The organism is Myroides odoratimimus (assembly GCF_004337635.1).
Classification (GTDB): Bacteria; Bacteroidota; Bacteroidia; order Flavobacteriales; family Flavobacteriaceae; genus Flavobacterium; species Flavobacterium odoratimimum.
The window spans coordinates 3,691,246-3,712,697 of sequence record NZ_CP037427.1 but is presented as its reverse complement, the minus strand read 5'-3'; the positions used below and the strand labels follow the sequence as shown (position 1 = coordinate 3,712,697).

At 33.2% G+C, this 21,452-nt stretch carries 19 protein-coding genes; 12 read left to right on the top strand and 7 right to left on the bottom strand.

The window, feature by feature from the left end:
• Nucleotides 1–93 precede the first annotated feature (93 nt).
• The gene (locus E0Z07_RS16865) at nt 94–1,503 is read right to left on the bottom strand and encodes a thioredoxin-like domain-containing protein (protein WP_006258396.1); all 1,410 of its coding nucleotides are present in this window, start codon (nt 1,501–1,503) and stop codon (nt 94–96) included.
• A gap of 172 nt (nt 1,504–1,675) precedes the next feature.
• Here E0Z07_RS16865 and E0Z07_RS16860 point away from each other — a divergent pair, with 172 nt between their 5' ends.
• Entirely contained in the window at nt 1,676–3,292 is a 1,617-nt protein-coding gene (locus tag E0Z07_RS16860; RefSeq protein WP_006258395.1) for an ABC-F family ATP-binding cassette domain-containing protein, read from the top strand.
• 201 nt (nt 3,293–3,493) lie between these two features.
• The gene (locus tag E0Z07_RS16855) at nt 3,494–3,955 is read left to right on the top strand and encodes an META domain-containing protein (RefSeq protein ID WP_006261643.1); all 462 of its coding nucleotides are present in this window, start codon (nt 3,494–3,496) and stop codon (nt 3,953–3,955) included.
• 572 nt (nt 3,956–4,527) lie between these two features.
• Here E0Z07_RS16855 and E0Z07_RS16850 read toward each other — a convergent pair.
• On the bottom strand, nt 4,528–5,007 hold the full coding sequence (locus tag E0Z07_RS16850) for a GNAT family N-acetyltransferase (RefSeq protein WP_006261642.1): 480 nt from the start codon (nt 5,005–5,007) through the stop codon (nt 4,528–4,530).
• Between the two features lie 172 nt (nt 5,008–5,179).
• Between E0Z07_RS16850 and E0Z07_RS16845 the strand changes: the two genes are divergently transcribed.
• The 4 genes from E0Z07_RS16845 (at nt 5,180) to E0Z07_RS16830 (ending at nt 8,649) form a co-directional block, all read left to right on the top strand.
• The gene (locus E0Z07_RS16845) at nt 5,180–5,857 is read left to right on the top strand and encodes a response regulator transcription factor (RefSeq protein WP_006261641.1); all 678 of its coding nucleotides are present in this window, start codon (nt 5,180–5,182) and stop codon (nt 5,855–5,857) included.
• Between the two features lie 3 nt (nt 5,858–5,860).
• Complete coding sequence (locus tag E0Z07_RS16840; protein ID WP_006261640.1) at nt 5,861–7,153, top strand: sensor histidine kinase; 1,293 nt, start codon at nt 5,861–5,863, stop codon at nt 7,151–7,153.
• A gap of 144 nt (nt 7,154–7,297) precedes the next feature.
• Nucleotides 7,298–7,747, top strand: a complete 450-nt coding sequence (locus E0Z07_RS16835; RefSeq protein ID WP_006258389.1) for a PepSY-like domain-containing protein — start codon at nt 7,298–7,300, stop codon at nt 7,745–7,747.
• 20 nt (nt 7,748–7,767) lie between these two features.
• Entirely contained in the window at nt 7,768–8,649 is an 882-nt protein-coding gene (locus E0Z07_RS16830; RefSeq protein WP_006261639.1) for a PepSY-like domain-containing protein, read from the top strand.
• 44 nt (nt 8,650–8,693) lie between these two features.
• Here the strand turns inward: E0Z07_RS16830 and E0Z07_RS16825 are convergent, their stop codons facing one another.
• A complete protein-coding gene (locus E0Z07_RS16825; protein ID WP_006261638.1) occupies nt 8,694–10,151 on the bottom strand; it encodes a LuxR C-terminal-related transcriptional regulator in 1,458 nt (485 codons plus the stop codon).
• Nucleotides 10,152–11,059: 908 nt separating this feature from the next.
• On the opposite strand from E0Z07_RS16825, the gene E0Z07_RS16820 reads away from it, so the two are divergent.
• On the top strand, nt 11,060–11,494 hold the full coding sequence (locus tag E0Z07_RS16820) for an adenylyltransferase/cytidyltransferase family protein (protein WP_006258385.1): 435 nt from the start codon (nt 11,060–11,062) through the stop codon (nt 11,492–11,494).
• Between the two features lie 237 nt (nt 11,495–11,731).
• Nucleotides 11,732–12,220, top strand: a complete 489-nt coding sequence (locus E0Z07_RS16815) for an ecotin (RefSeq protein WP_006264119.1) — start codon at nt 11,732–11,734, stop codon at nt 12,218–12,220.
• A 108-nt stretch (nt 12,221–12,328) separates the two neighbouring features.
• Here the strand turns inward: E0Z07_RS16815 and E0Z07_RS16810 are convergent, their stop codons facing one another.
• Entirely contained in the window at nt 12,329–13,261 is a 933-nt protein-coding gene (locus tag E0Z07_RS16810) for a siderophore ABC transporter substrate-binding protein (RefSeq protein ID WP_006264118.1), read from the bottom strand.
• Nucleotides 13,262–13,269: 8 nt separating this feature from the next.
• Nucleotides 13,270–14,415, bottom strand: a complete 1,146-nt coding sequence (locus E0Z07_RS16805) for a PepSY-associated TM helix domain-containing protein (protein ID WP_131541033.1) — start codon at nt 14,413–14,415, stop codon at nt 13,270–13,272.
• Between the two features lie 166 nt (nt 14,416–14,581).
• Between E0Z07_RS16805 and E0Z07_RS16800 the strand changes: the two genes are divergently transcribed.
• On the top strand, nt 14,582–15,556 hold the full coding sequence (locus E0Z07_RS16800) for a helix-turn-helix domain-containing protein (RefSeq protein ID WP_131541032.1): 975 nt from the start codon (nt 14,582–14,584) through the stop codon (nt 15,554–15,556).
• A gap of 140 nt (nt 15,557–15,696) precedes the next feature.
• Entirely contained in the window at nt 15,697–16,629 is a 933-nt protein-coding gene (locus tag E0Z07_RS16795; RefSeq protein ID WP_039330124.1) for a helix-turn-helix domain-containing protein, read from the top strand.
• A 122-nt stretch (nt 16,630–16,751) separates the two neighbouring features.
• On the opposite strand, the gene E0Z07_RS16790 is transcribed toward E0Z07_RS16795, so the two are convergent.
• The gene (locus tag E0Z07_RS16790) at nt 16,752–17,642 is read right to left on the bottom strand and encodes a DMT family transporter (RefSeq protein ID WP_131541031.1); all 891 of its coding nucleotides are present in this window, start codon (nt 17,640–17,642) and stop codon (nt 16,752–16,754) included.
• A gap of 95 nt (nt 17,643–17,737) precedes the next feature.
• Between E0Z07_RS16790 and E0Z07_RS16785 the strand changes: the two genes are divergently transcribed.
• A complete protein-coding gene (locus E0Z07_RS16785; protein WP_131541030.1) occupies nt 17,738–19,159 on the top strand; it encodes an aminotransferase-like domain-containing protein in 1,422 nt (473 codons plus the stop codon).
• A gap of 157 nt (nt 19,160–19,316) precedes the next feature.
• A complete protein-coding gene (gene lpxD, locus E0Z07_RS16780; protein WP_006264112.1) occupies nt 19,317–20,318 on the top strand; it encodes a UDP-3-O-(3-hydroxymyristoyl)glucosamine N-acyltransferase in 1,002 nt (333 codons plus the stop codon).
• Nucleotides 20,319–20,542: 224 nt separating this feature from the next.
• Here the strand turns inward: lpxD and E0Z07_RS16775 are convergent, their stop codons facing one another.
• On the bottom strand, nt 20,543–21,388 hold the full coding sequence (locus tag E0Z07_RS16775; protein WP_006261630.1) for an aminoglycoside 6-adenylyltransferase: 846 nt from the start codon (nt 21,386–21,388) through the stop codon (nt 20,543–20,545).
• Nucleotides 21,389–21,452: the final 64 nt, after the last annotated feature.

Genomic DNA, 21,452 nt, shown 5'->3' with positions numbered 1-21,452 from the left:
CATGATACAGGTAGTATAGTTTTATTCAAAAGAAGATAGAAGTATAATAAAAGTGAGAGCCCAACCATTCGGTTGGGCTCTCACTTTATTTTATTATTGCTTTAAAATTGTTTCAAAGTTCTTGTCAAAGATATTGACAAATGGATCTATGATAGAACCATCTTTGTCTAGTAGCATGCAACGTTGGATTTTTGTGATGATCCACTGATCTTTCATTTGGTTAAAGTCATCAGATCTAAGCTCTATAATACCATTAGAAGGGTAGCGCTTTAATATACTTAACCACTCTCCATGTTCACCATCGATACAGATCGATATGATTTCTATATTTGGCATTTCAGCTTTTAATTCTGCAGCTATCTGGTGAGCTGCGTCAGCATGCGCTATTCCATTTTTTGTCCAGAAGAACATTAGAGTTCTCTTATTGATAATAGAATTAATAGATACCTTTTGATTTTTAGTATTCACTATAGGAACTTCAGGTAACTTCTTCTCATATTTAAGATTTTGAATTGCTTGTTGGATCTGGATGATTTCATTGTGTTGATTCTTATCTGTAGATAGTTCAAAGTATCGCTCTAAGAACTTATCATTATTATTTAAGTTCTGATCCTCTAATAAGTAGATAAATGCAATATTGTCTAAGATAGCATTTTTAACTTTATCATTTCTGATTAAGGTGTCTACTATATTAAGCTTATCGATATACTTATCAAACTTGTTGTCTGGTATAATGTTTTGTTCAGGCTCATTCACAATAGAGTTTAGCATTATAGCTAGGTATTTAGTGAATGAAGAGTATTTTAATAAACGTTCATCATTGAAGTTTATTTTTTTTCTAAAACTATAATAGTCCGCAGGGAGTTTATCTCTTACATCTTCATCTGTTCTAACATAGTGTGCAGTAGGATAGAGTTCTTTTAATGCGAAAAAATGTAAGTCAAGCTTTGCTTTTGCATACAGGTCAAAGTTGTCAGACCAGTTGATAATGGCTTTATTTCTTAGATAGTAAGTAGTTCTAGCTGCATGTACAGAGTCTATTCTTCGACTAAATTTCTCTGGAGATACATCGAATGCACTATATCCTTCACTCTCATCCATGATATTTCTGACCGTTAGATTCATTAAGAAATTATTCTTTTCGGCACCTCGTCCAGAGAATATAATAGAATGGTCAAAATCTCTTGAGTTAAGGCGTAGTGTCAGACTGTCATTTTTATCGAAGTAGATGTATTGAAACTCAGGATTGTGCTTATAGATATACATTCCTGGTGTTAATGAGTCGAATTTTTTATAAAACTTATTGTTTTCGTCTAGGAACAAAGTGTCTAGGACTTCATTGTCTTTGCAGAATAAAAGGTAATTAGAAGTAGGATTTATAATCTCTCCCTGTATATAAGCACTATAATCTTTAGGATCAAATTTTTTTTGACAAGATGCAAGAAGGCTTATAAGTGGGATAAAAAGGAGTAATAAATTTGTATTAGGTAGTTTTTTCTGCATTAGCTAAATGACTATTTGTTCGAGAGATAATATAAGCAAATTTAAGTTTTACGGGTGTTTTATCTTGTTAATGATTGGTTAAAGTAGGTAGGTAGGGCGATAAGTTTTATTTATAGATGTTTCTAAATATAAAATTAGTAATTTTGTAGGCAATTTAAATTAAAAGATAATAATGTTAACAGTTTCGAATCTGTCAGTTCAGTTTGGTAAACGAATTTTATTTGACGAAGTTAATGTAACTTTTACTCAAGGTAACTGCTACGGTATTATCGGTGCTAACGGTGCTGGTAAATCTACATTCTTAAAAATATTATCGGGAGATATCGACCCTACATCAGGTCATGTTTCTCTAGAACCAGGAAAACGTATGTCAGTTCTTAATCAGAACCACAATATGTTTGACGAATATACAGTTCTTGAAACTGTAATGATGGGTAATAAAGATTTGTATAATGTTAAGAAAGAGATGGATGAGCTTTACTTAAACTATACAGACGAAAATGCTGATCGTATCGGAGAGTTACAGATCCGTTTTGATGAAATGGATGGTTGGAATGCCGAGTCAGCTGCCGCTACGATGTTATCTAACTTAGGTATATCTGAAGATTTTCATTATACACCTATGGCAGAGATGGATGCTAAGTTAAAGGTACGTGTATTATTAGCACAGGCTTTATTTGGTAACCCAGACGTATTGATTATGGATGAGCCTACCAACGACTTGGACTTTGAGACAATCGCTTGGTTAGAGAATTTCTTAGCTCATTATGAGAACACAGTATTAGTAGTATCTCACGACCGTCACTTCTTAGATGCTGTGTGTACGCACGTATCTGATATTGACTTCGGTAAGATTAACCATTACTCAGGTAACTATACATTCTGGTACGAATCAAGTCAATTAGCAGCTAAGCAAAGAGCTCAACAAAATAAGAAAGCTGAAGAGAAAAAGGCTGAATTAGAGGAGTTTATCCGTCGTTTTAGTGCGAACGTTGCGAAGTCAAAACAAGCAACTTCTCGTAAGAAGATGATCGACAAATTAAAATTAGATGATATTAAGCCATCTTCTAGAAGATACCCTGCTATTATATTTGATACAGATAGAGAGGCAGGAGATCAGATTTTAAATATCGAAGGATTATCTGCTTCTATAGATGGAGAGGTATTATTTAAAGATATCAATCTAAATATGGCTAAAGGAGATAAACTAGTAGTAATCTCTAAAGACTCACGTGCTACTACAGCGTTCTACGAAATCTTAAACGGTAAGAAAGAGGCTGATGCAGGTAAGTTTGAGTGGGGAATCACTACAACACAATCTTATTTGCCAGTAGAGAACCACGAGTTTTTTGACAATGACTTGACATTAGTAGACTGGTTACGTCAATGGGCGAAGACTGAAGAAGAAAGAGATGAAGTATATGTACGTGGATTCTTAGGTAAGATGATCTTCTCTGGAGAAGAGGCTCTTAAGACAGGTCGTGTATTATCAGGAGGAGAGAAGGTGCGCTGTATGTTATCTCGTATGATGATGATGAGAGCTAACGTATTAATGTTAGACGAACCTACGAACCACTTAGATCTAGAGTCTATTACTGCATTCAATAATACATTGAAAAACTTTAAGGGAACGATCTTATTAACGACGCATGACCACGAGTTTGCACAGACTGTAGGTACACGTATTCTAGAGTTAACTCCTAATGGGGCTATCGATAGATATATGACGTTCGACGATTACTTAGATGATCCAAAAGTAAAAGAATTAAGAGCAAAAATGTATTCTTAATATATTTAAAATATAGAATAGGGCTATTTGTATTACAGATAGCCCTTTTTTTGTATAATAATTTATGTTTTGAGAAGAGTTATTCCTTATAATAAGATATTATATGTAAATTTTAAGAATTAATTATTATAGACTGCCATATGAAATGGTAAATTTGCTAATAACCTTGAAAAAGGGAAAACATAATAAAATAAAAGTAAGATGAAAAAGACATTAGTATTACTAAGTGCTGTTTTAGCATTAACGGCTGTAAGCTGTAAGACAGCAGGAGAAATTACTACTGTAACAGTAGAGAAAAAAGTAGATATGAGTAAAAAATTAGAAGGAGAATGGGTATTGAGCTCTATTACAACTCCAGCAACTTCTGGTAAAGATATGAGTACTCTTTTCTCAATGAAGAAACCAAGTTTAACTTTTGAAGTTAAGGATAAAAAAGTTTATGGAAATGATGGATGTAATAATATCCATGGAAGTTTTGAAGCTAAAGAAGGGAACGCTATCAAGCTAGGAGATAAGATGGCTTCTACGATGATGTTCTGTGAAGGAGTAGCAGATAGAGAGTTTATGAATGCGCTAAATTCTGTAACTCATTATGACATTGCAGAGAATCAGTTAATTATGCGTTCTGGCGATATAGTGGTATTGACATTTACAAAAAAGTAAAAACTGAGTTCGAATATTGAATTTATAGAACTGATCTAAGGTATATCTTTAGGTCAGTTTTTTTATGGCTATAGATTAAGGGAGTGTTTTCTCAGTTTGTTTTTTATAATTGAAAGACAAAAAAAGGCAATATTTATATAGTTAATATTTAAACTTTTATAAAAAGGCATAGAATTAGCGTGGTTACTGGTTTTGATTTACGCATTTAGCGACTTTTAAATTGAATAATTGTACTTAATGTTAGAATAAATTAGCATTATAATATGTTAATTTATGTGATTCTGTGGTGAAAAGTGAATTGTTGATGAAGTGGTTAATAATTATTTGTTATCATAGTGAATACTCTTACAAAAATATATAATTTTGTCGCCGTATGAAGGAATTGTGGGGACTTAGTACTTCATGCGATTTTATTCCCTTTCCTAATAAACGCGTTTGCTTTTGGCTAAGTATTGTATGAATAAAAGTCTATAAACGAAATGTTCTTTTGCGTTAATACATTACGGAAAGGGATCTTTTTTAATTATATATTTAAGTGTATTTTAATGTGTCTACTATCAATGATTTAAACATTATATTTTAAATAAGTTGAGTACCTCTTCATGAGGTTTTATTGTTTCTATAAAAGTAAATCCTAATCTTGTTAGCAGTTTAATAGAACTCTTGTTATCAGGAAGGGTTGTCGCATATAAAGTACTGTATTTAGCATCTTCTCTTATTATCTTGATGATAAAGCTTGTAGCTTCGTAGGCATATCCTAGCCCAATGTAAGTGGGTATGAAGGCAAAACCTATATCGTGAAACTCTAGGTAGTCTCGCTTAATCAGGGAGATTAATCCTATTGGTTTCCCATCCTCTTTTCTATTGACCACCCAGTATTGATACTGTGGATTATCTAATATACTCTGTATATACATCTGTGCATCCATTGCCGTATAGACATTTCTATTTCCTATATATTTAAGCCATCCAGGAGTATTGACTAATTCTATGATAAAGGAATTGTCAGCATGAGAGAGTGGAGATATCTGTAGTCTATCGGTACTATACATAAGCTAAATCAGTTAAGTGTAAGGCATAACTAAAATAAGATTATTTCTTTAATATAGACAGAGATAATTTGCGTTTAAAAGCTTTATTATTCGTATTTCATTATTTAATCTGATAGAAAGGAAAAACATTTATTAGATAACTTGTATATTCGTAAGTACTAATTGGAGGGATATGAAAATTTTAGTTATTGAAGACGAACAGGAGTTAAGAGATATCATCCGAGAATCCTTAGAAAAAGAGCTTTACTTGGTCGAGGTGGCTAGTAATTATAGGTTAGGGATAGAGAAGTTAGCAGGGTATGACTATGATTGTATCTTGTTAGATATTATGCTTCCCGATGGTAATGGAATAGACTTGTTACGTGAGATCAAATCGATGGGTAAAGCCGACTCGGTTATTATTATATCGGCTAAAGATTCTATAGATGATAAAGTATTAGGCTTAGAGTTAGGAGCAGATGATTATCTCACTAAACCTTTTCATCTATCGGAGCTATTAGCTCGAATAAAATCTGTGTTGAGAAGAAAGAATCAACAGGGGTTCCAGAGTGTAAAGTGGAATAATATAGAGGTTTTTATAGATGAGAGAACGGTAGTCGTGCAGGGAAGTACGATGTTGCTTAATAATAAAGAGTTTGAACTATTGTATTATTTTGTAGTGAATGCGAATCGGTTAGTGACTAAATCTTCTATTGCAGAGCATATATGGGGAGATAATATGGATGAGGCAGATAGTTACGATTTTGTGTACTCTCAGGTGAAGAACTTGCGCAAAAAACTAAAGAATCATCACGCGGAAGTAAATATTCAGTCTGTGTATGGAATGGGGTATAAATTAGTGAATGAATAGGGGATGAAGCTACATAATTATACACTTAGGTATTTATCCATTGGCATAGTGATAGTGCTTACTGTATGGGTGCTTATCTTCTATGCATTCATGACAGAAGAGGTCTATGATAATATAGATGATGGACTGAAAAACACTAAAAGTGAGATAGTCAAAAAAGCATATAATAATCCTAGTATCACTAGTATACAGTCATTCGGAGCAAGTGGATTCAGAATTACTCCATTAGCGCCAGGAGAATACTCTAGAAAGAATGTATTCACCACAGAAATGATCTATATGGATGTGGATGATAATGAGGAACCTGTGCGTATGCTCACCACTACTTTTGAAGATAAGAATGGAGATAATTTTTTATTAGAGATACGTACCTCTACTATAGAAGCAGATGATTTATTAGGAGATTTTGGTATTGCCGTTGGGGCGTTGTACTTGATGTTGATTATCAGTATATTCTTGATTAACTATTTTATTTTAAGGAAAGTAGTTTGGGGTTCATTTTATAAATTACTAGGTAACCTGAAGAACTATACTATAGGTAAAGAGGTGGTGACGGAAGAGACGAAGACTCCTATCCGAGAATTTACAGATCTACAGCTAGAGATTAATAAGATGATAAGACGTATAGAAAGTACTTTTGAGCAGCAAAAAGCCTTTGTGTCTAATGCAGCTCATGAATCTCAGACTCCTCTAGCTATTATGAGTAATAAGTTAGAATTAATGGCTGAAAAAGAAGAGTTGAATGAAGAACAGATGTTACAAATACAATCTATTCATCAGACGCTGAGAAGACTCATTAAGCTGAACAAATCCTTGTTGATGTTGGCTAAAATAGAGAATAATCAATTCGTTAATTATCAGGATGTTAATTTTAATGATATCATTAGAGAGATGATAGAAGACTTTGAAGAGTTCTTTGAGTATAAGGCGGTTAGTATAACGGTTAAAGAGGATGAGCAACCTTTTATAGTCAATATGGATAAAGGGCTTTCTATTACGCTAGTGCAGAATTTACTAAAGAACGCATTAACACATAATGTACAGGGAGGAGAGGTAGAGGTAGAGATCACAAATCATTACTTTAGAATTGGTAATACGAGTTTAATTTCTACTCCATTAGACGAGAACTTAATATACAATAGGTTCTTTAGAAGTACAACTAACGAACAATCTACAGGACTCGGGCTTGCTCTAGTACAGACTATTATTAAAGTAACGGATAATCTGTCTATCAAATATCATTTTGATAACAAGCACTATTTTACAATATATCACACAGACTATTATTTGAAGTAATAAAGTGCTGTGAATTATAAAGGGGACAATCTATTAGGTTGTCCCTTTGCACTCAATCTATTTCTTTTTAAAAATGTAATTATTCCCAATTCTTTCCAGAATGTGTTTCTAAGTTTGTCATGTAAAACTAAAAAGAGAATTACTATGAAAAGTTTAAAAACATTGTTTGCAGGACTATTTATGTCAGTAGCTTTATTAGCTTCACAATCGACATTAGCGAAAGATGTAATCATCACTAAGAGTGAATTACCTCAGAAAGCAAGTAGTTTTATAGATACTTACTTTAAAGATAAAGAAGTGAGTAAGGTAGAGAAGGATACAGACTTCTTATCTGTGTCATATAAAGTGACATTTACAGATAATGTAGAGGTAGAGTTTGACAAATCTGGTGAATGGGATGAAGTAGATGGTAACACAACTACATTACCTACAGGCTTTATGCTTGCTCCAATCGTGACTTACGTTTCTGATCATTATAAAGGAGAGACGATTACTAAAATAGAGAAAGAAACTCGAAAATATGAAGTGAAATTAAGTAATGGAGTAGAATTAGAGTTTTCAAAAGATGGGAAGTTTAAAAGAATAGATCAATAAATAATTAAAAGAAAAAGAAAATGAAGAAAAGAAAAATTGCTTTAGCCTTAATGTTAGCTGTAGCGCTAGGATTCACAGCATGTAGTAGTGATGATAATGGAAATGACCACAAAGTAGAAAAAATCACAGAAGAGCAATTACCTGCTAATTCTAAGAGCTTTTTAAAGACAGTGTTTCCAAACTCATCTCTTAGACATGCTACTAAAGTAACTACTCCTAATTATTATGGTTCTCTATACACTACACGATTAGACAATAGAGTAGAAATAGATTTTGATAAAGCAGGAAATTGGACAGAAGTAGAAATGGAAGATGACTCTGCTATACCAGTTGAGTTTTTAAAGAGTGAAGTGCCTCATATCTATGACTATATAGTTAAGAATTATAAAGGATTCTCTATTACTGAGATAGATAGAGACATGAAAAGAGGTTATGAAGTAAAGCTTAGTTCAGGTTTAGAGTTGATTTTTAATACTAAACAAGAGTTTGTAGGTGTTGACTTAGATTTAGATAGAGATGAGGAGTTAATCGTAGGCACAGATTTACCACAGAAAGCACAGGATTTCTTAAAAACTCATTTTACAGGAGTAGAGCTTGTCTTAGTGAAGAAAGAATTAGATAGAGCAGGAGATGAGTATAAAGTATATTTAGCGAATGGTGTAAAGGTAGAATTTACTGCTACAGGGGAGTGGAAAGAGATAGAAACGAAGAGAAATGTAGCGATCCCATCTGCGATTATACCTAGTGCTATGAATACTTATATTGTTAAGAACTATAATAAATTCCATATTGAAAGTATAGAGAAAGAGCACAATACTTATCAAGTAGAATTAGTAAACGGAGCACAAGAAATAGAGTTAGTATTCGATCTAGAAGGAAATTTCTTACGAATAGACAATTAATTGATACAGTAATACAGAAAGAGCTACCTTGAAGTAGCTCTTTTTTATTTTCCCGAAAGTAAGGTCTCTTTTAAAAGTAATGCTTGACTCCTAGTTTTTACATCTAGCTTTGTATAGGCATTGCTTACATGATGCTTGGTTGTACTAAGAGATATAGAGAGTTTTTCTGCGATTTCTTGGTTGGACAGACCATCCCATATCCCCATAATAACGTCTATTTCTCGATCAGTACATAGATACTTTTCTTTTAAGACATCTTGAATCGATTGTTCTTTGAAAGGACTTTTTTCTGTGTAATGATTTGGTGTTTTTTCTTTATGTTCTAAATCTTTGTGTGCTTTTTGTGATTGATTAGCCTTAAGGGACTCTAATTCATTTTTAAGAGATTCATGATCTGCTTTAAGCTTCTTTGCTTTGATCCATAAGGAATAACTTGCCAAAGTAAATGCGATACTATAGATTATACGAATCTTATCCTTATCTACAAATGAGAGATAGTAATTACCTGGAAATATAGAAAGATAATACGTCATCGAAGTTAACGCGATTACACTAAATGAATAAGTAATAAAACGAACAGACATATCCTCTTTATAATACTTTAAGACAAGTGCTAAAGTGATTATAGTTGATACTAGCGTACTACATACTATGATGATGAAGTACAGTGAATTATTAGTTTGATAAAGTACTATGCCTAATACAATATACAATAGCACTTGGAAGGAGTAAAAATATTTCAGTTTTGATGGTAATCTCTGTATATCTAAAAAGTAGTATATAAATAATGAGAAAATCAGACAGCTAATAGGTATAGATATTGCTAATATCAGTAACTCATTACACTGTTTGTTATATAAAAAATAGAGTAACCCATCTTCTACTAAATAAATAATAAAGACAGATACGATATATATACAATAAATAAGGATAACTTTCTCTTTAAATAGTGAATATAAGCCAAAGGTTAGCGCTATAGAAAGTAAAAATAAACTATAAAAAACCTCTATTTTGATCATTGTATTAAGCATAATACTTCTATACTCTGCACGCTCAACAAGTATAAAATTCCCATAATGAACATAAGAAGATTTTGACTTAAAATATATTGTGTTATGACCAGTGATAAAATGGTTCTCTTGATATTGCGGACTTATTTTTCCACCTTCTAAGTCAGTATTTATGGTTGTTTTTTCCCATAGGCCATTCTGTTTCGCATAAATATTATAATTATTTACGTGAATGGTAGGAAATTGTAATATAAGTGGTTTGTTTAATAAATCTTGAGGGATAGTTATTTTTAACCAAGTGTTTCCTTCTTTATCCTTAGAATACTGTGTAGTTGAGTCATGATCTAGTGCCTCGAATTTTAAGTGGTTTACTATAAAATTAAATTGCTCATTGTTAGTTTGGCTTAAACAATAAGTCGTAGGTGTGAATAGTAGTAAAATTAGTAATATCTGTAATATATTCTTTCTTTTACAACTGTGTAAGGCATTCATGTTTTGTTAGTCAGTGATTTAAGGGGCAAAAATAGTTATTTTTCAAGAATAAAAGTTCACGTCTTGAAGTTTTATGGCAAAGTGAGTTTTTTTTTGAGTAAATCTATCATATTTGTCTTTTTTTCTAAAAAAAAAGATATAGTACTTTAGTACTACAACTATGTTATATTGTTTATTATTAATGTGTTAAATGGTGTTTTTTAGAGATAATTTGGTACTTTAGTATGAAGTGATTATTAGAACCTTTTCCTATATTTGTAATTCAAAACAACAAATTTTTAATTCGGAAAGCTTTACATTTAGCTAGCTCAGTGTAGAGTATTTTGCAAAGATTTTTTCTGAGCAATTGTATTTTCCCCACCTGCAGCACAATCAATTCTTTTCCCTAAGAATTTGTGCTGCAGTCTTTTTTTACCCCCTTTAATGAAAAGGTATATTGGTTAGTGATTGTAGAGAAAATGTTCTAAATACAGGAGTGATTTTTTTGTGATTACTTAGCCAGATACTCTACCTATATTAGCCCTTCCCTAAAAAATATAGCTGTTTTACGGAATTCCTTATTTAAAAAGAGGTAGGACTATTTATCTTTGTGATTGAAGAATCAAAATCAATTGTGGCATTCTGTAGAAAAAAGGTACACTATATGAATAATGTGCTACGTTAAATATTTTGTTATTCTATCATTTTTATAATGTTAGAACTATTTTCTATAAAAAAAACAATATTTAAATTGTTTTAGAATTGTAATATTTGATATTTTTTAATCTTGATTTAACATAAATAGAATATAATTAGTAAATTTGTATCCTAATTTAGGAAAATAAAAAAGGGTACAAGATATAATCTAGTTTATAAATGGTTAATAAATTGTTTTATTACTGTTTAAAAACTAGGCAAAAAAGATAAGTATGAAAATTGGAATAACTTTTAGTGCATTTGACTTATTGCACGCAGGGCATGTGAAGATGTTAGAAGATGCAAAACGTCAATGTGATTTTTTAATTGTAGGATTACAAACTGATCCTACTTTAGATAGACCAGAGAAAAATAAACCAACTCAGTCTGTAGTTGAAAGATATATTCAACTAAAGGGATGTAAGTTTGTTGACGAGATCGTTCCTTATGCTACAGAGCAGGATTTAGAAGATATCTTAAGATCATTTAAGATAGATGTTCGTATTTTAGGTGATGAGTATCAAGATAAGAATTTTACAGGACGTAAATACTGTGAAGAAAAAGGAATAGAGCTTTACTTTAACAGTAGAGATCACCGTTTCTCTAGTAGCTTATTGAGAAAAGAAGTTGCAGAAAAAGAGAATAGCAAATTAGTGAAGATAGGATAGAACTATCTTTAGTATGAGACATATGAAGCACAATTGAGTAATCAGTTGTGCTTTTTTATTGTTAGGTATCTCTTAACTAGGTATTGATTTAAATTAAGCTGTTTGTGGATTTAACTATAAATAATACAATATTTAACAGATTAGTTTGTGTTTTTTTTGTAATTTGCTACTAAGTAATAACGACAATAACTTTTGTTTTGATATGAAATAAGAGTTGTTAATTAAAAAGAAAAAGAAATGAAAAAAGTTTTAAGTTTAATCGTTGTATTTTTTGGTTTAATGACTGTAACTATGGCACAGACAATCACAAGAACAGATGTATCTATTTTCCCTGCTCCAGAGAAAGGATATAAGCAAGTAGTAATTGAAGTACCTCACTCTTCTAAAGATGATAGTAAGAAGATCGAGTTTACAGTAGGTAAAATGATGGAGGTAGATGGATGTAATCATTTTAACTTGATGGGGACATTAGAAGAGAAAGATCTTCAAGGTTGGGGATATAGCTATTTTGTATTCACAACAAAAGGAGATGTGGCTTCTACGATGATGGGATGCCCTGATGCAGCTAAGAGAAACTTATTTGTAAGTGGACAACCTCATTTAACACGTTATAATGGTAAATTACCTATCGTAGTATACGTTCCAGAAGAATATGAAGTAAGATTCAAAATTTACACTACAGACGGTGACGAATACAAAGCAAGTGAAGTAAGAAGAAAAAAATAAACCAACTATTAGGAGATGAGTCTTCCTTATCTTTTAATAATGGTTCATAAGAATAAAGCCTCTTAAGTAATTTTAAGAGGCTTTCTTTGTAGAATTATTATGGTGGTGTTAATTATAACCTTTAGCAATATCTTCTAAGAAGATCTTAAATGAAGTGGCTCCAGAACCTGATAAGAACCAAGCATCTGGATCTAGATAGATAACTTTATTTTGTTTATAAGCAGTTACTTTTTCTAGTAGTGCATTAGTTATTTGAGTAGGTTTATCTGTGTTTTGTACGATGGCGTCTCTATCTATAATAAATAAGATATCAGGATTGTGTTCTAAGATAAACTCACTATTAATCATTTGTCCATGATTATTGGCAATCTCCGTAGTGATATTGGTTGCACTTCTTACACCGAAGTCTTTAAATATAAATCCATAACGCGTATTCTCGTCGAATAAGCGGAAGTTCCCTTCCGAGTGAATGATTACCATTGCTTTAGCTTCACTTTTAGCAATAAGGGCTTTTAAATTGCCTAAACGGGTATCTAAATCCTCTGATAACGCTTCTGCTTTTGATTCTACTTGATATATTTTGCCAAGTAGAAGAATATTGTCCTGTATATACTTTAGATAGTTATCTCCTTTATTAGGGATGCCTAACATTAAGGTAGGCGCTATTTTTACCATTTCATCATAATCTGCAGGGAAGGCATTATCCATGAATACAAGGTCTGGACTTAGATTAGCTACAGCGTCAAAATTAGGTTTAAATACAGCACCTAAATCTACGATACTCTTATCCTTTTCAAGATGTGATAAATACTTAGGAGTGAACTCTTTTGCCATTCCTTGAAACGGAATTTGCAATTCGTTCATATTCTCCATAATACCTCTTTCTAAGACTGCTACAGTTTTGGGTTGTATAGGTACTTGTACCGTTGTTCCATTGTTTTCTACTTCTATAAAATTAGAAGTTTCTGTTTCTTTTTGACTTTCTTTACAGCCTGTGATGGTTAAGGCTAGTAAAGCAAAAGTTATCAATTGCTTTCTCATAACGATTACTATTTTTTAGATTTTGATTTTTTGTTTCGGCGTCCCCACCATACTAAGAATCCAGTGATAGGAAGACTAGTTGCAATAATACCAGCTATAAACGTAGAGAACTTACCTAGCTGTCCCCACCATTGCCCCATGTGTATTTGCCAGACTAGATTGTCTACCTTATCGTAGATCTTTTGTTCTTTGCTATCATTGACCATTTCTCCACTGAATTTGTCAAAGTAAATAGCTTCTTTTCCTTCTTCACTTTTTAGACCAGCATTGGTTCCTAAAAAGAAAGGGTATATGCTTACATTGTCATAATTATAAGTCCAGATTCTGATGATTGTTTTATCTGGGTGTAAGTCAAATGCTTTTTGGATTAAAACATTCGTATCATAGAACGTAAAATCTTTAGTCGCTTCATGGTCTCTAGGATAATCTTGTAAGGTATAGAACCACATTTTACCTTCCCCTCCGAATAGACTTACAGTTCCTTTCATTAAAGGGCTAAAGAAGATAAGTAAACCCGTCATTCCAAGTAGAAAGCAAATAATAGCACTATAGAAACCAAATACATTGTGTAGATCGTAATTTAGACGTTTAAACTTAGCTTTCCATTTAATCTTAAAGCTGCTATCTCTAGTTGCCTTTGTCCATTTTTTAGGCCACCAAAGGACTAATCCAGTTAAGGTGCTCAACACAAATATGATAGTAGAGATAGCGACTATCCAACCTCCTGTTTTACCCATTAACAGATTAGAGTGAAGTTGAGCCATAACATAGAAGAAACCGATAGAGCGATCCTGTTTTAGTACCTCCCCAGTATATGGGTTAATGTAGATAAAACTTAGCTTTCGATCCTTTAGATCAACCGAATTAATAACCCAGCTTTTAGAAGGATCTCTATCTACAACTATATAAGAAAAGCTATGTCCTGGGAATTTTTCTTTGTGTATAGCAGTGATCTCATCTATTTTTAAAGGAACTCCATTAGGCTCTATATAGCGTGCTTCTTTCCCTGCAGACCACTGCATGATTTCATCTCCATATACAATGATAGTCCCTGTAAGAGAGACAAAGACTAGTATAATACCAGCGACAATACTAGGCCATAAATGTAACCAAGCAATGATTTTGGAGAAAGTTGATTTACCTTTTTTCTTCATGAGATAAGTAGACTTATAGTGATAGTGGGGAGTTACCTATAAAGTAAAACAGCTATAACTATGTTATTTAAAAGTTATTTAGATTTAATTCAAATTGTTGTGATGCGAAAATAGTAGTAAATTTGCCTCATCATCTACGCAAAAAGTATTAATAAATCTACGAGTTATGAGTCTTTTATATCAGCAATATCAAGAGGTATTGAAGAATATTCCAAACCGCATTGAGTGGGGGAATGGTGAACAATACAAAGAGAGATATGGGCAGTTTACCTTTAAAGGAATTCCTATTAAGCAGAAGTTTATTGATCATCCCTATTTTATTATCTCATATGGAGAGTGGAGTGTACCTACTCCTGTAGATGTCGCTGTTATTAACGAAAAGAGTACTTTTAAACTCATGTTAGAGTTAGAGGGGTATTCCTGTTATTCTACAGCAAGAGAGACGATAGAGGTTCCGCAGGATTGCTTTAATTTGCTTTATGTACCTCGTGTAAATGGGCATTTGAAGTATAAAACAAATAGAAAGGTAGTGGAGGTTCTTTTTGATGAAGACTATTTCGCACAACTAGTTGAGACTAAAATACCTGCTTTGGCTTCTTTTTTAAATTTAGTTAAACAAGGAAAGACGACTACACTATTTGCAAAAGCGAAAACAATCCCTGTAGAGATACATCAGTTATTATTGAATATTTTACAGAGTGATGTTCATCCAGATTTGAAACTAGTTTATTTAGAGACTAAGGTAACAGAACTTTTACTGTTAAGTGTCCAAGAGTCTTTAGAGAGGAAGGTAGCTCCAATAGAAGAAATAAAATCTATGAATGATGCTGATAAACTATTGCATATTAAAACTTGGATAGACAATCATTTCTTGCAAGACATAACATTCTCTATGCTGAGTCAACGATTCTATATCAATGAATATAAACTGAAGAAGTATTTTAAAAAATACTATGATTCTTCTTTGATTAGATATGTAAGAGATTTGCGTTTTGAGTATGCGTATCAGTTATTATCGTCACAGAAATTCTCAGTCAACAAAGTTGCTGAATTACTTCACTATGAGTATCCTCAACATTTTGCTATTGCATTTAAAAAGAAGTATGGCGTTCCTCCTAGTACTTTAATTCACAGAAAATAGGAGTGAAGAAATAGGGTGTTGTCCTAATTAAATATTAATTAACGAATATTATTTAGAGTTGATTTAAATTAGGGGAGTCTTTTTAAGTACCTTTGTCACTTTCAATCAGTAGAATAGTAATAATTCTTTAGTTTGGTATCATGGTTAAAGAGACATTGATAAATGTAGGAGAGCGGTATGCTAGTCATGGCATAAAAGGGAATATACAGTTGTTAGATATGGAAGAGTTACATATTGATCACGTCTCTTTACAGCATAAGACTAGACAACAGAAAGAAGTGTTAAGAGATCAGAAGCACATTGAGCTTTTCTTTTTGTTTCAAGGAGAACACTTTTACCAATCCAATAAAAAACAATGCGTCAATACTTCTACAGGACGTTTTAGTTTTTTTCATCTGCCTTATATCGATGGCTCCCTTGCTTTTAATCCTGTTGAAGAAAACTACAGTGCTATAGGCATAGAGCTAACATTGCCTTATTTAGAGCGTGTGTTTAATGGAGATCTAGAGTTGTTAGGAGACTTTGGTAAATCTTTGTACAGTGAGAGAGAAAGTGCTTTTTCTTCTAACTTAATGATTGTTCCAGAGATGAAGAAGTTACTGTATGACTTAGTCAATAATTCTTATGATGGTATGATGAAGAAGATTTATATGGAGACCAAGATTGTAGAGCTTCTTCTTTTAGTGATTAAGTATAGTGGAGATTATAAATATGAGATGGTAAGTGGTTCACTGACGAGGAGTGATGTTGATAAGCTATATTATGTCAGAGAGTTAGTGAGTAATAATCTTCAGAATCCATATTCTTTAAGAGAGCTTTCTAGATTAGCAGGAATCAATGAGTTTAAACTAAAAAGAGGGTTTAAAGAACTGTTCTCTACTACCATTTTTAATCATCTCTATGATGAGCGTATGGAATTGGGGCAGAAGCTATTGATAGAACAAGATTTATCTATCGCAGATATCGCACAACAAGTAGGGTATAAAAATCCTACACACTTTACTGCTGCTTTTAAACGCAAGTTTAATGAGTTGCCTAAAGATGTAAAGAGTGGTAATTTTGTTCAGTTTTAAGAATTAAGAGCCAATCCCTTTTTAGCTAAAAATAAACAGTGCAGAAGGAGGAAATATCAAAAGTAAGGTGATTGCTTTTAGTATTGTTCTACACTGTTTGAAGTAGCTAGTAATTGGGGTTACTAACCGAATTTTTTACTTCCAGCTACGCATAGAATAACGCCTACAGTTACTGCAATCATAGCCGTGCTTACCTGTTCGTTTAAAAGACTTGCCGCAAGTGCTAGACCAAAGAAAGGCTGTAATAACTGTAGTTGTCCTACAGAAGCAATACCTCCTTGTGCTAATCCTTTATACCAGAATACGAACCCCACAAACATACTAAATATTCCTAGATATGACACGCTTATCCATGCTTCTGTGCTTATTAGAGAAGGTACTTCAGGAGCTGTGATTAACATAATCGGTATAGATACAGGAAGAGATAATACGACTGCCCAAGAGATTACTTGCCATCCGCCAAGAGATTTAGATAGTTTAGCTCCTTCAGCATAACTTAGTCCACATAATAAGATAGCGATAAGCATTAATATATCGCCTATAGGAGAACTTGTAACCCCTTGTAGAAAGGCAAACCCCACTACTAATAGACATCCAAGTATCGAGAATAACCAGAAGATAGACTTTGGTTTTTCTCCACCTCTCCATACCGCAAATACAGCAGTACACATCGGTAATGTCCCTAAGAACACTAGTGAATGTGCTGAGGTGATATATTGTAACGCTAATGCGGATAATAAAGGAAATCCAATAACTCCGCCTATAGCGACTATAAATAAAGGCAATAATTGTTTTTTAGTAGGTCTTTTTTCTTTAAAGACAAGTAGACATAACAGCGCTAATATACCAGCAATACCTGCTCTAGCTGCTGTTACGAATATTGGGTCTAATTCTAGTACAGCTACTTTAGTAGCAGGCATAGAACCACTGAATAGTAGTACTCCTATGAATCCATTGATCCAACCACTTGTTGAAGTTTGTTGTGCTGAATCAATTACACTAGTTTGTTTCATTTTCTTGATGTTTTATTTTTTAACAAAAATATACTGTATTAGTATGTAGTACAGTATCAATTTTGTAATTTTGGAAGGACACAGTTGAGATTGTTATGGAACAGAATTATTTGTATTTGAATATAGCAGATGCTATTGCTAGTCAGATTAGAGCAGGCGTCCTAAGAGAAGGAGACAGACTTCCTTCTGTAAGAATGTTGTGCACAGAACATCAAATTAGTATGAATACAGCCAAACGAGTGTATTTAGAACTAGAGACACAGGCATTAATAGAATCTAAGCCTCAGTCAGGATATTTTGTAAGTAACCTATCTTATACGGATATTCCTTTGCCTCAGCCGAGTAACCCTATCTTTTTAGCAAATAATAAGGAACCTAAGGAGATTATTCGCAAGGTATATTCTAATATGGGAAATAGAAAGCTGACCTTATTCTCGTATAGTACACTATATGATGAGTTTTTGCCTTTGGCCAAAATGAAGAAAGAGATTATAGCAGCCTCTAGATCGTTAGTAGATGGAGGGATAGAATATGATTCTGTACAGGGCAATCTTAATTTGAGGAGAATGATCGCACAGCGTTCTATCACTTGGGGAGGTAGTCTTAAAGAAGAAGATATTATTACGACTAATGGAAGCATGAGCGCTATTTCGTTGTGTTTATTAGCATTGGGCAAACCTGGAGATACCATTGCAATAGAAAGTCCTTGCTACCCAGGTATCTTTCAGCTAGCTATTGATTTAGGATTTAAAGTGATTGAGTTACCCACAGATCCAGTTTCTGGTATTGATGTGCAGTCTCTTAGAGATGCAGTAGAGCATATCGATATGTGTCTATTGATCTCTAATTATAATACTCCATTAGGAAGCTGTATGCCTGATAAGAATAAGAAGGAAATAGTAGAACTCTTAGAGAAACACGATATCCCATTGATAGAGGATGATGTCTATGGAGATATGTACTTCGGTAATCAGCGTCCTAAATGTTGTAAAGCTTTTGATAAAACAGGCAATGTGATCTGGTGTAGTTCTGTATCTAAGACCTTGACTCCTGGATATCGCGTAGGGTGGGTGTCACCTGGTAAGTATAAGAATAAGATCATGCATCAAAAGTTAGTACATCTAATCTCTACACCTCCTTTAATGCAAGAAGCTGTAGCTAGCTTTATGCGCTCAGGCAATTATGATAAGCACCTGCGAAAACTTAGAAAAGAGATCTATAGCAATTATCAGAAATATTTGAATACTATTATTACTAGTTTTCCATTGGGTACTAAGGTTAATCGTCCTCAAGGTGGATTATCACTATGGATTGAGTTTGACCCTTCTATTGAGGCGATGGATTTATATGACTTAGCTATTGCGGAGGGCATTAGTATAGCACCAGGTAGAATGTTTACGGTACAAGAACAATTCGAGAACTGTATCAGACTGTGCATAGGCCTGCCTTGGTCAGAGAATGTTGAAGCTAAACTTAAAAGAGTAGGAGAGTTGAGTAAACAATTATTGAGGAAATAAGAAGACTTTCTAGTTTTATAATTTAAGTGATTTTATTTTTTTGAATATAAATATATGTAATTGTTTGTTAAAATAAATGAATATCGTTTTGTGTTGCAATATTTTTTGATTTTATTCGTTTTAATTAAATAAAACTCAAAAACTTTATTTCGCAATTATGAAATTATACTCTTTAACTGAATTGAACGATGTTTTAAATGGCGTTGTTGTAGGAAGTACATTAAGACAGATTAGTACAGCTGAGCAGTTGGAAAAAGCCAAAGAATGTCAAGTCTCATTTATAGGTAATAAAAAGTACGAACGCTTATGGGGGGAATCAAAAGCCCCTATTGCTATTGTAAATAAAGATATTTCTATTCTACCAGGTATAGATAGAGCGTTTATTAAAGTAGATAATGTTGATTTAGCATTAGCTAAATTGCTTACACTATTTGCGCCTAAGATGCCTGTATTTAAAGAAGATATTCACCCTAATGCTACGATAGATAGCACAGCAGTAATAGGTGAAGGAGCTAAAATAGCAGCTGGTTGTGTAATCGGTGAAAATGTAATAATCGGAAAAAATGTAAAGATGTATCCTAATGTCACTGTATTAGATGACAGTACGATTGGTGATAATACGATATTGTGGTCTGGTGTCATTGTGCGTGAGCGCAGTCATATCGGACATAACTGTATTTTACATCCTAACGCAGTGATTGGAGCTGATGGATTTGGTTTCTGTCCGTCTCCTGAGTTAGGGTTAGTGAAGATACCTCAGATCGGTAATGTAGTTATCGGTAATTATGTTGAGATAGGAGCGAATTCATGTGTAGATAGAGGAAAGTTTAGCGCTACCATTATTGGAGATGGTTGTAAGATTGACAATCTTGTTCAGATAGGACATAATTGTGAGTTAGGAAAATTCTGTATCATGGCTGGTAATAGTGGTTTAGCAGGTTCAGTTACACTAAAAGACTTTGTGGTGATAGGAGGTAGTGCTTCTATTAAAGATCACGTTACTATCGGGCAGGGTGCTGTAGTAGGAGCTGGATCAGGAGTGACTGGAGATGTAGAAGCAGGTAAGACAGTATTAGGTTACCCTGCTCAAGAAGCAAAAACAACGTTGAGACAATGGGCTGCACTAAAGCAATTGGTAACCAATAGAACAAAGAACTAATCTTTTAACCCAAAATACGCAATAGACATATAAACGAAAAGTAATTATACGAAATAGGTCTGAATTAGTGACAAAAGTATACACTAGTATGGTTTTAGAGCTAATGAAAAAGCTATGAAGTAGAATGGTTTTGCAGTATTTAGGTTTAATAATAATCTATAAGCGACTAACTGATAAGGGTTAGTCGCTTTTTTTATATACCTCTATTTGTGATGATTCATTTATTAATCTTGATAGATTCTATTGATATACTGTAAGGCATTCGTAGCTTCTTCTACATTTACTTTTAGGACAAGTCGTTTACCTAGTTCTATTTGTAGTTCTTGAAAGAAAGTAGTCATGGTGTGAAAGGCTTCCCATGTATTTTGAATATTAGCATTGCTATAGGTTCTTAATACCTTGTTATAGTCTTCATCGCTTAAGTAGTTCTTAATGAATTTACCTGATTTGCCTATAGAAACGCTAAAATGGTGTTCACTCCCTATTTTCCAAGCTAGTAATTGTAAGAACATAGGACGGACGACAGACTCCATCATATCTTTTGCATATACTCTTTCTTCTCTAGCCAGTCCCTTAGCGACATTAGTAGAACACCACCAAAACTCATTACACACTTCTGTAAACTCCCGTTGAGTAGGGCGTTGTACATGATAGTCAATATCAGAAGACTCGGGTATGTCTTTAAATATTCCATCTTTGTCTAGCCATACGATAGAGAGACTGTCTTTTTTATACTGCTTTAATTGATCTACTGGGAATAGGGTAAGGTCTAATCTACTACCATCTTCATAAATCATTAAATAAGTATACGAAATAGAAGGAATACCCTCTTCGTTACCTAAGTGCATATCATCTGGTAATTGTTGTATGGCAGGCTGTCCAAAGGTTTTGTAGACAATATCCTCTTTCTTGATACTTTCTATATCAGTCACCATATAGATGATATCATAATCTTGGTACTGATCAGGAGTAACCATCGGGTTAGCCCTTGAACCATTGAGAATAACAGCTCTAATGCGGTCATCTTGTTTGGCTAATTGAAGGATCTCTGTTTGTAATGGTGAAGCCATATAGGTGTTTTTAAGACGAATAAGCAAGATAATTAAATTAAAATGATTCACAGTGGTGTTTTTA

Excerpts from the sequence above, each read along its gene's own strand:
- E0Z07_RS16865 (WP_006258396.1), bottom strand. The coding sequence starts at position 1,503 with ATGCAGAAAAAACTACCTAATACAAATTTATTACTCCTTTTTATCCCA.
- E0Z07_RS16860 (WP_006258395.1), top strand. The coding sequence starts at position 1,676 with ATGTTAACAGTTTCGAATCTGTCAGTTCAGTTTGGTAAACGAATTTTA.
- E0Z07_RS16855 (WP_006261643.1), top strand. The coding sequence starts at position 3,494 with ATGAAAAAGACATTAGTATTACTAAGTGCTGTTTTAGCATTAACGGCT.
- E0Z07_RS16850 (WP_006261642.1), bottom strand. The coding sequence starts at position 5,007 with ATGTATAGTACCGATAGACTACAGATATCTCCACTCTCTCATGCTGAC.
- E0Z07_RS16845 (WP_006261641.1), top strand. The coding sequence starts at position 5,180 with ATGAAAATTTTAGTTATTGAAGACGAACAGGAGTTAAGAGATATCATC.
- E0Z07_RS16840 (WP_006261640.1), top strand. The coding sequence starts at position 5,861 with ATGAAGCTACATAATTATACACTTAGGTATTTATCCATTGGCATAGTG.
- E0Z07_RS16835 (WP_006258389.1), top strand. The coding sequence starts at position 7,298 with ATGAAAAGTTTAAAAACATTGTTTGCAGGACTATTTATGTCAGTAGCT.
- E0Z07_RS16830 (WP_006261639.1), top strand. The coding sequence starts at position 7,768 with ATGAAGAAAAGAAAAATTGCTTTAGCCTTAATGTTAGCTGTAGCGCTA.
- E0Z07_RS16825 (WP_006261638.1), bottom strand. The coding sequence starts at position 10,151 with ATGAATGCCTTACACAGTTGTAAAAGAAAGAATATATTACAGATATTA.
- E0Z07_RS16820 (WP_006258385.1), top strand. The coding sequence starts at position 11,060 with ATGAAAATTGGAATAACTTTTAGTGCATTTGACTTATTGCACGCAGGG.
- E0Z07_RS16815 (WP_006264119.1), top strand. The coding sequence starts at position 11,732 with ATGAAAAAAGTTTTAAGTTTAATCGTTGTATTTTTTGGTTTAATGACT.
- E0Z07_RS16810 (WP_006264118.1), bottom strand. The coding sequence starts at position 13,261 with ATGAGAAAGCAATTGATAACTTTTGCTTTACTAGCCTTAACCATCACA.
- E0Z07_RS16805 (WP_131541033.1), bottom strand. The coding sequence starts at position 14,415 with ATGAAGAAAAAAGGTAAATCAACTTTCTCCAAAATCATTGCTTGGTTA.
- E0Z07_RS16800 (WP_131541032.1), top strand. The coding sequence starts at position 14,582 with ATGAGTCTTTTATATCAGCAATATCAAGAGGTATTGAAGAATATTCCA.
- E0Z07_RS16795 (WP_039330124.1), top strand. The coding sequence starts at position 15,697 with ATGGTTAAAGAGACATTGATAAATGTAGGAGAGCGGTATGCTAGTCAT.
- E0Z07_RS16790 (WP_131541031.1), bottom strand. The coding sequence starts at position 17,642 with ATGAAACAAACTAGTGTAATTGATTCAGCACAACAAACTTCAACAAGT.
- E0Z07_RS16785 (WP_131541030.1), top strand. The coding sequence starts at position 17,738 with ATGGAACAGAATTATTTGTATTTGAATATAGCAGATGCTATTGCTAGT.
- lpxD (WP_006264112.1), top strand. The coding sequence starts at position 19,317 with ATGAAATTATACTCTTTAACTGAATTGAACGATGTTTTAAATGGCGTT.
- E0Z07_RS16775 (WP_006261630.1), bottom strand. The coding sequence starts at position 21,388 with ATGGCTTCACCATTACAAACAGAGATCCTTCAATTAGCCAAACAAGAT.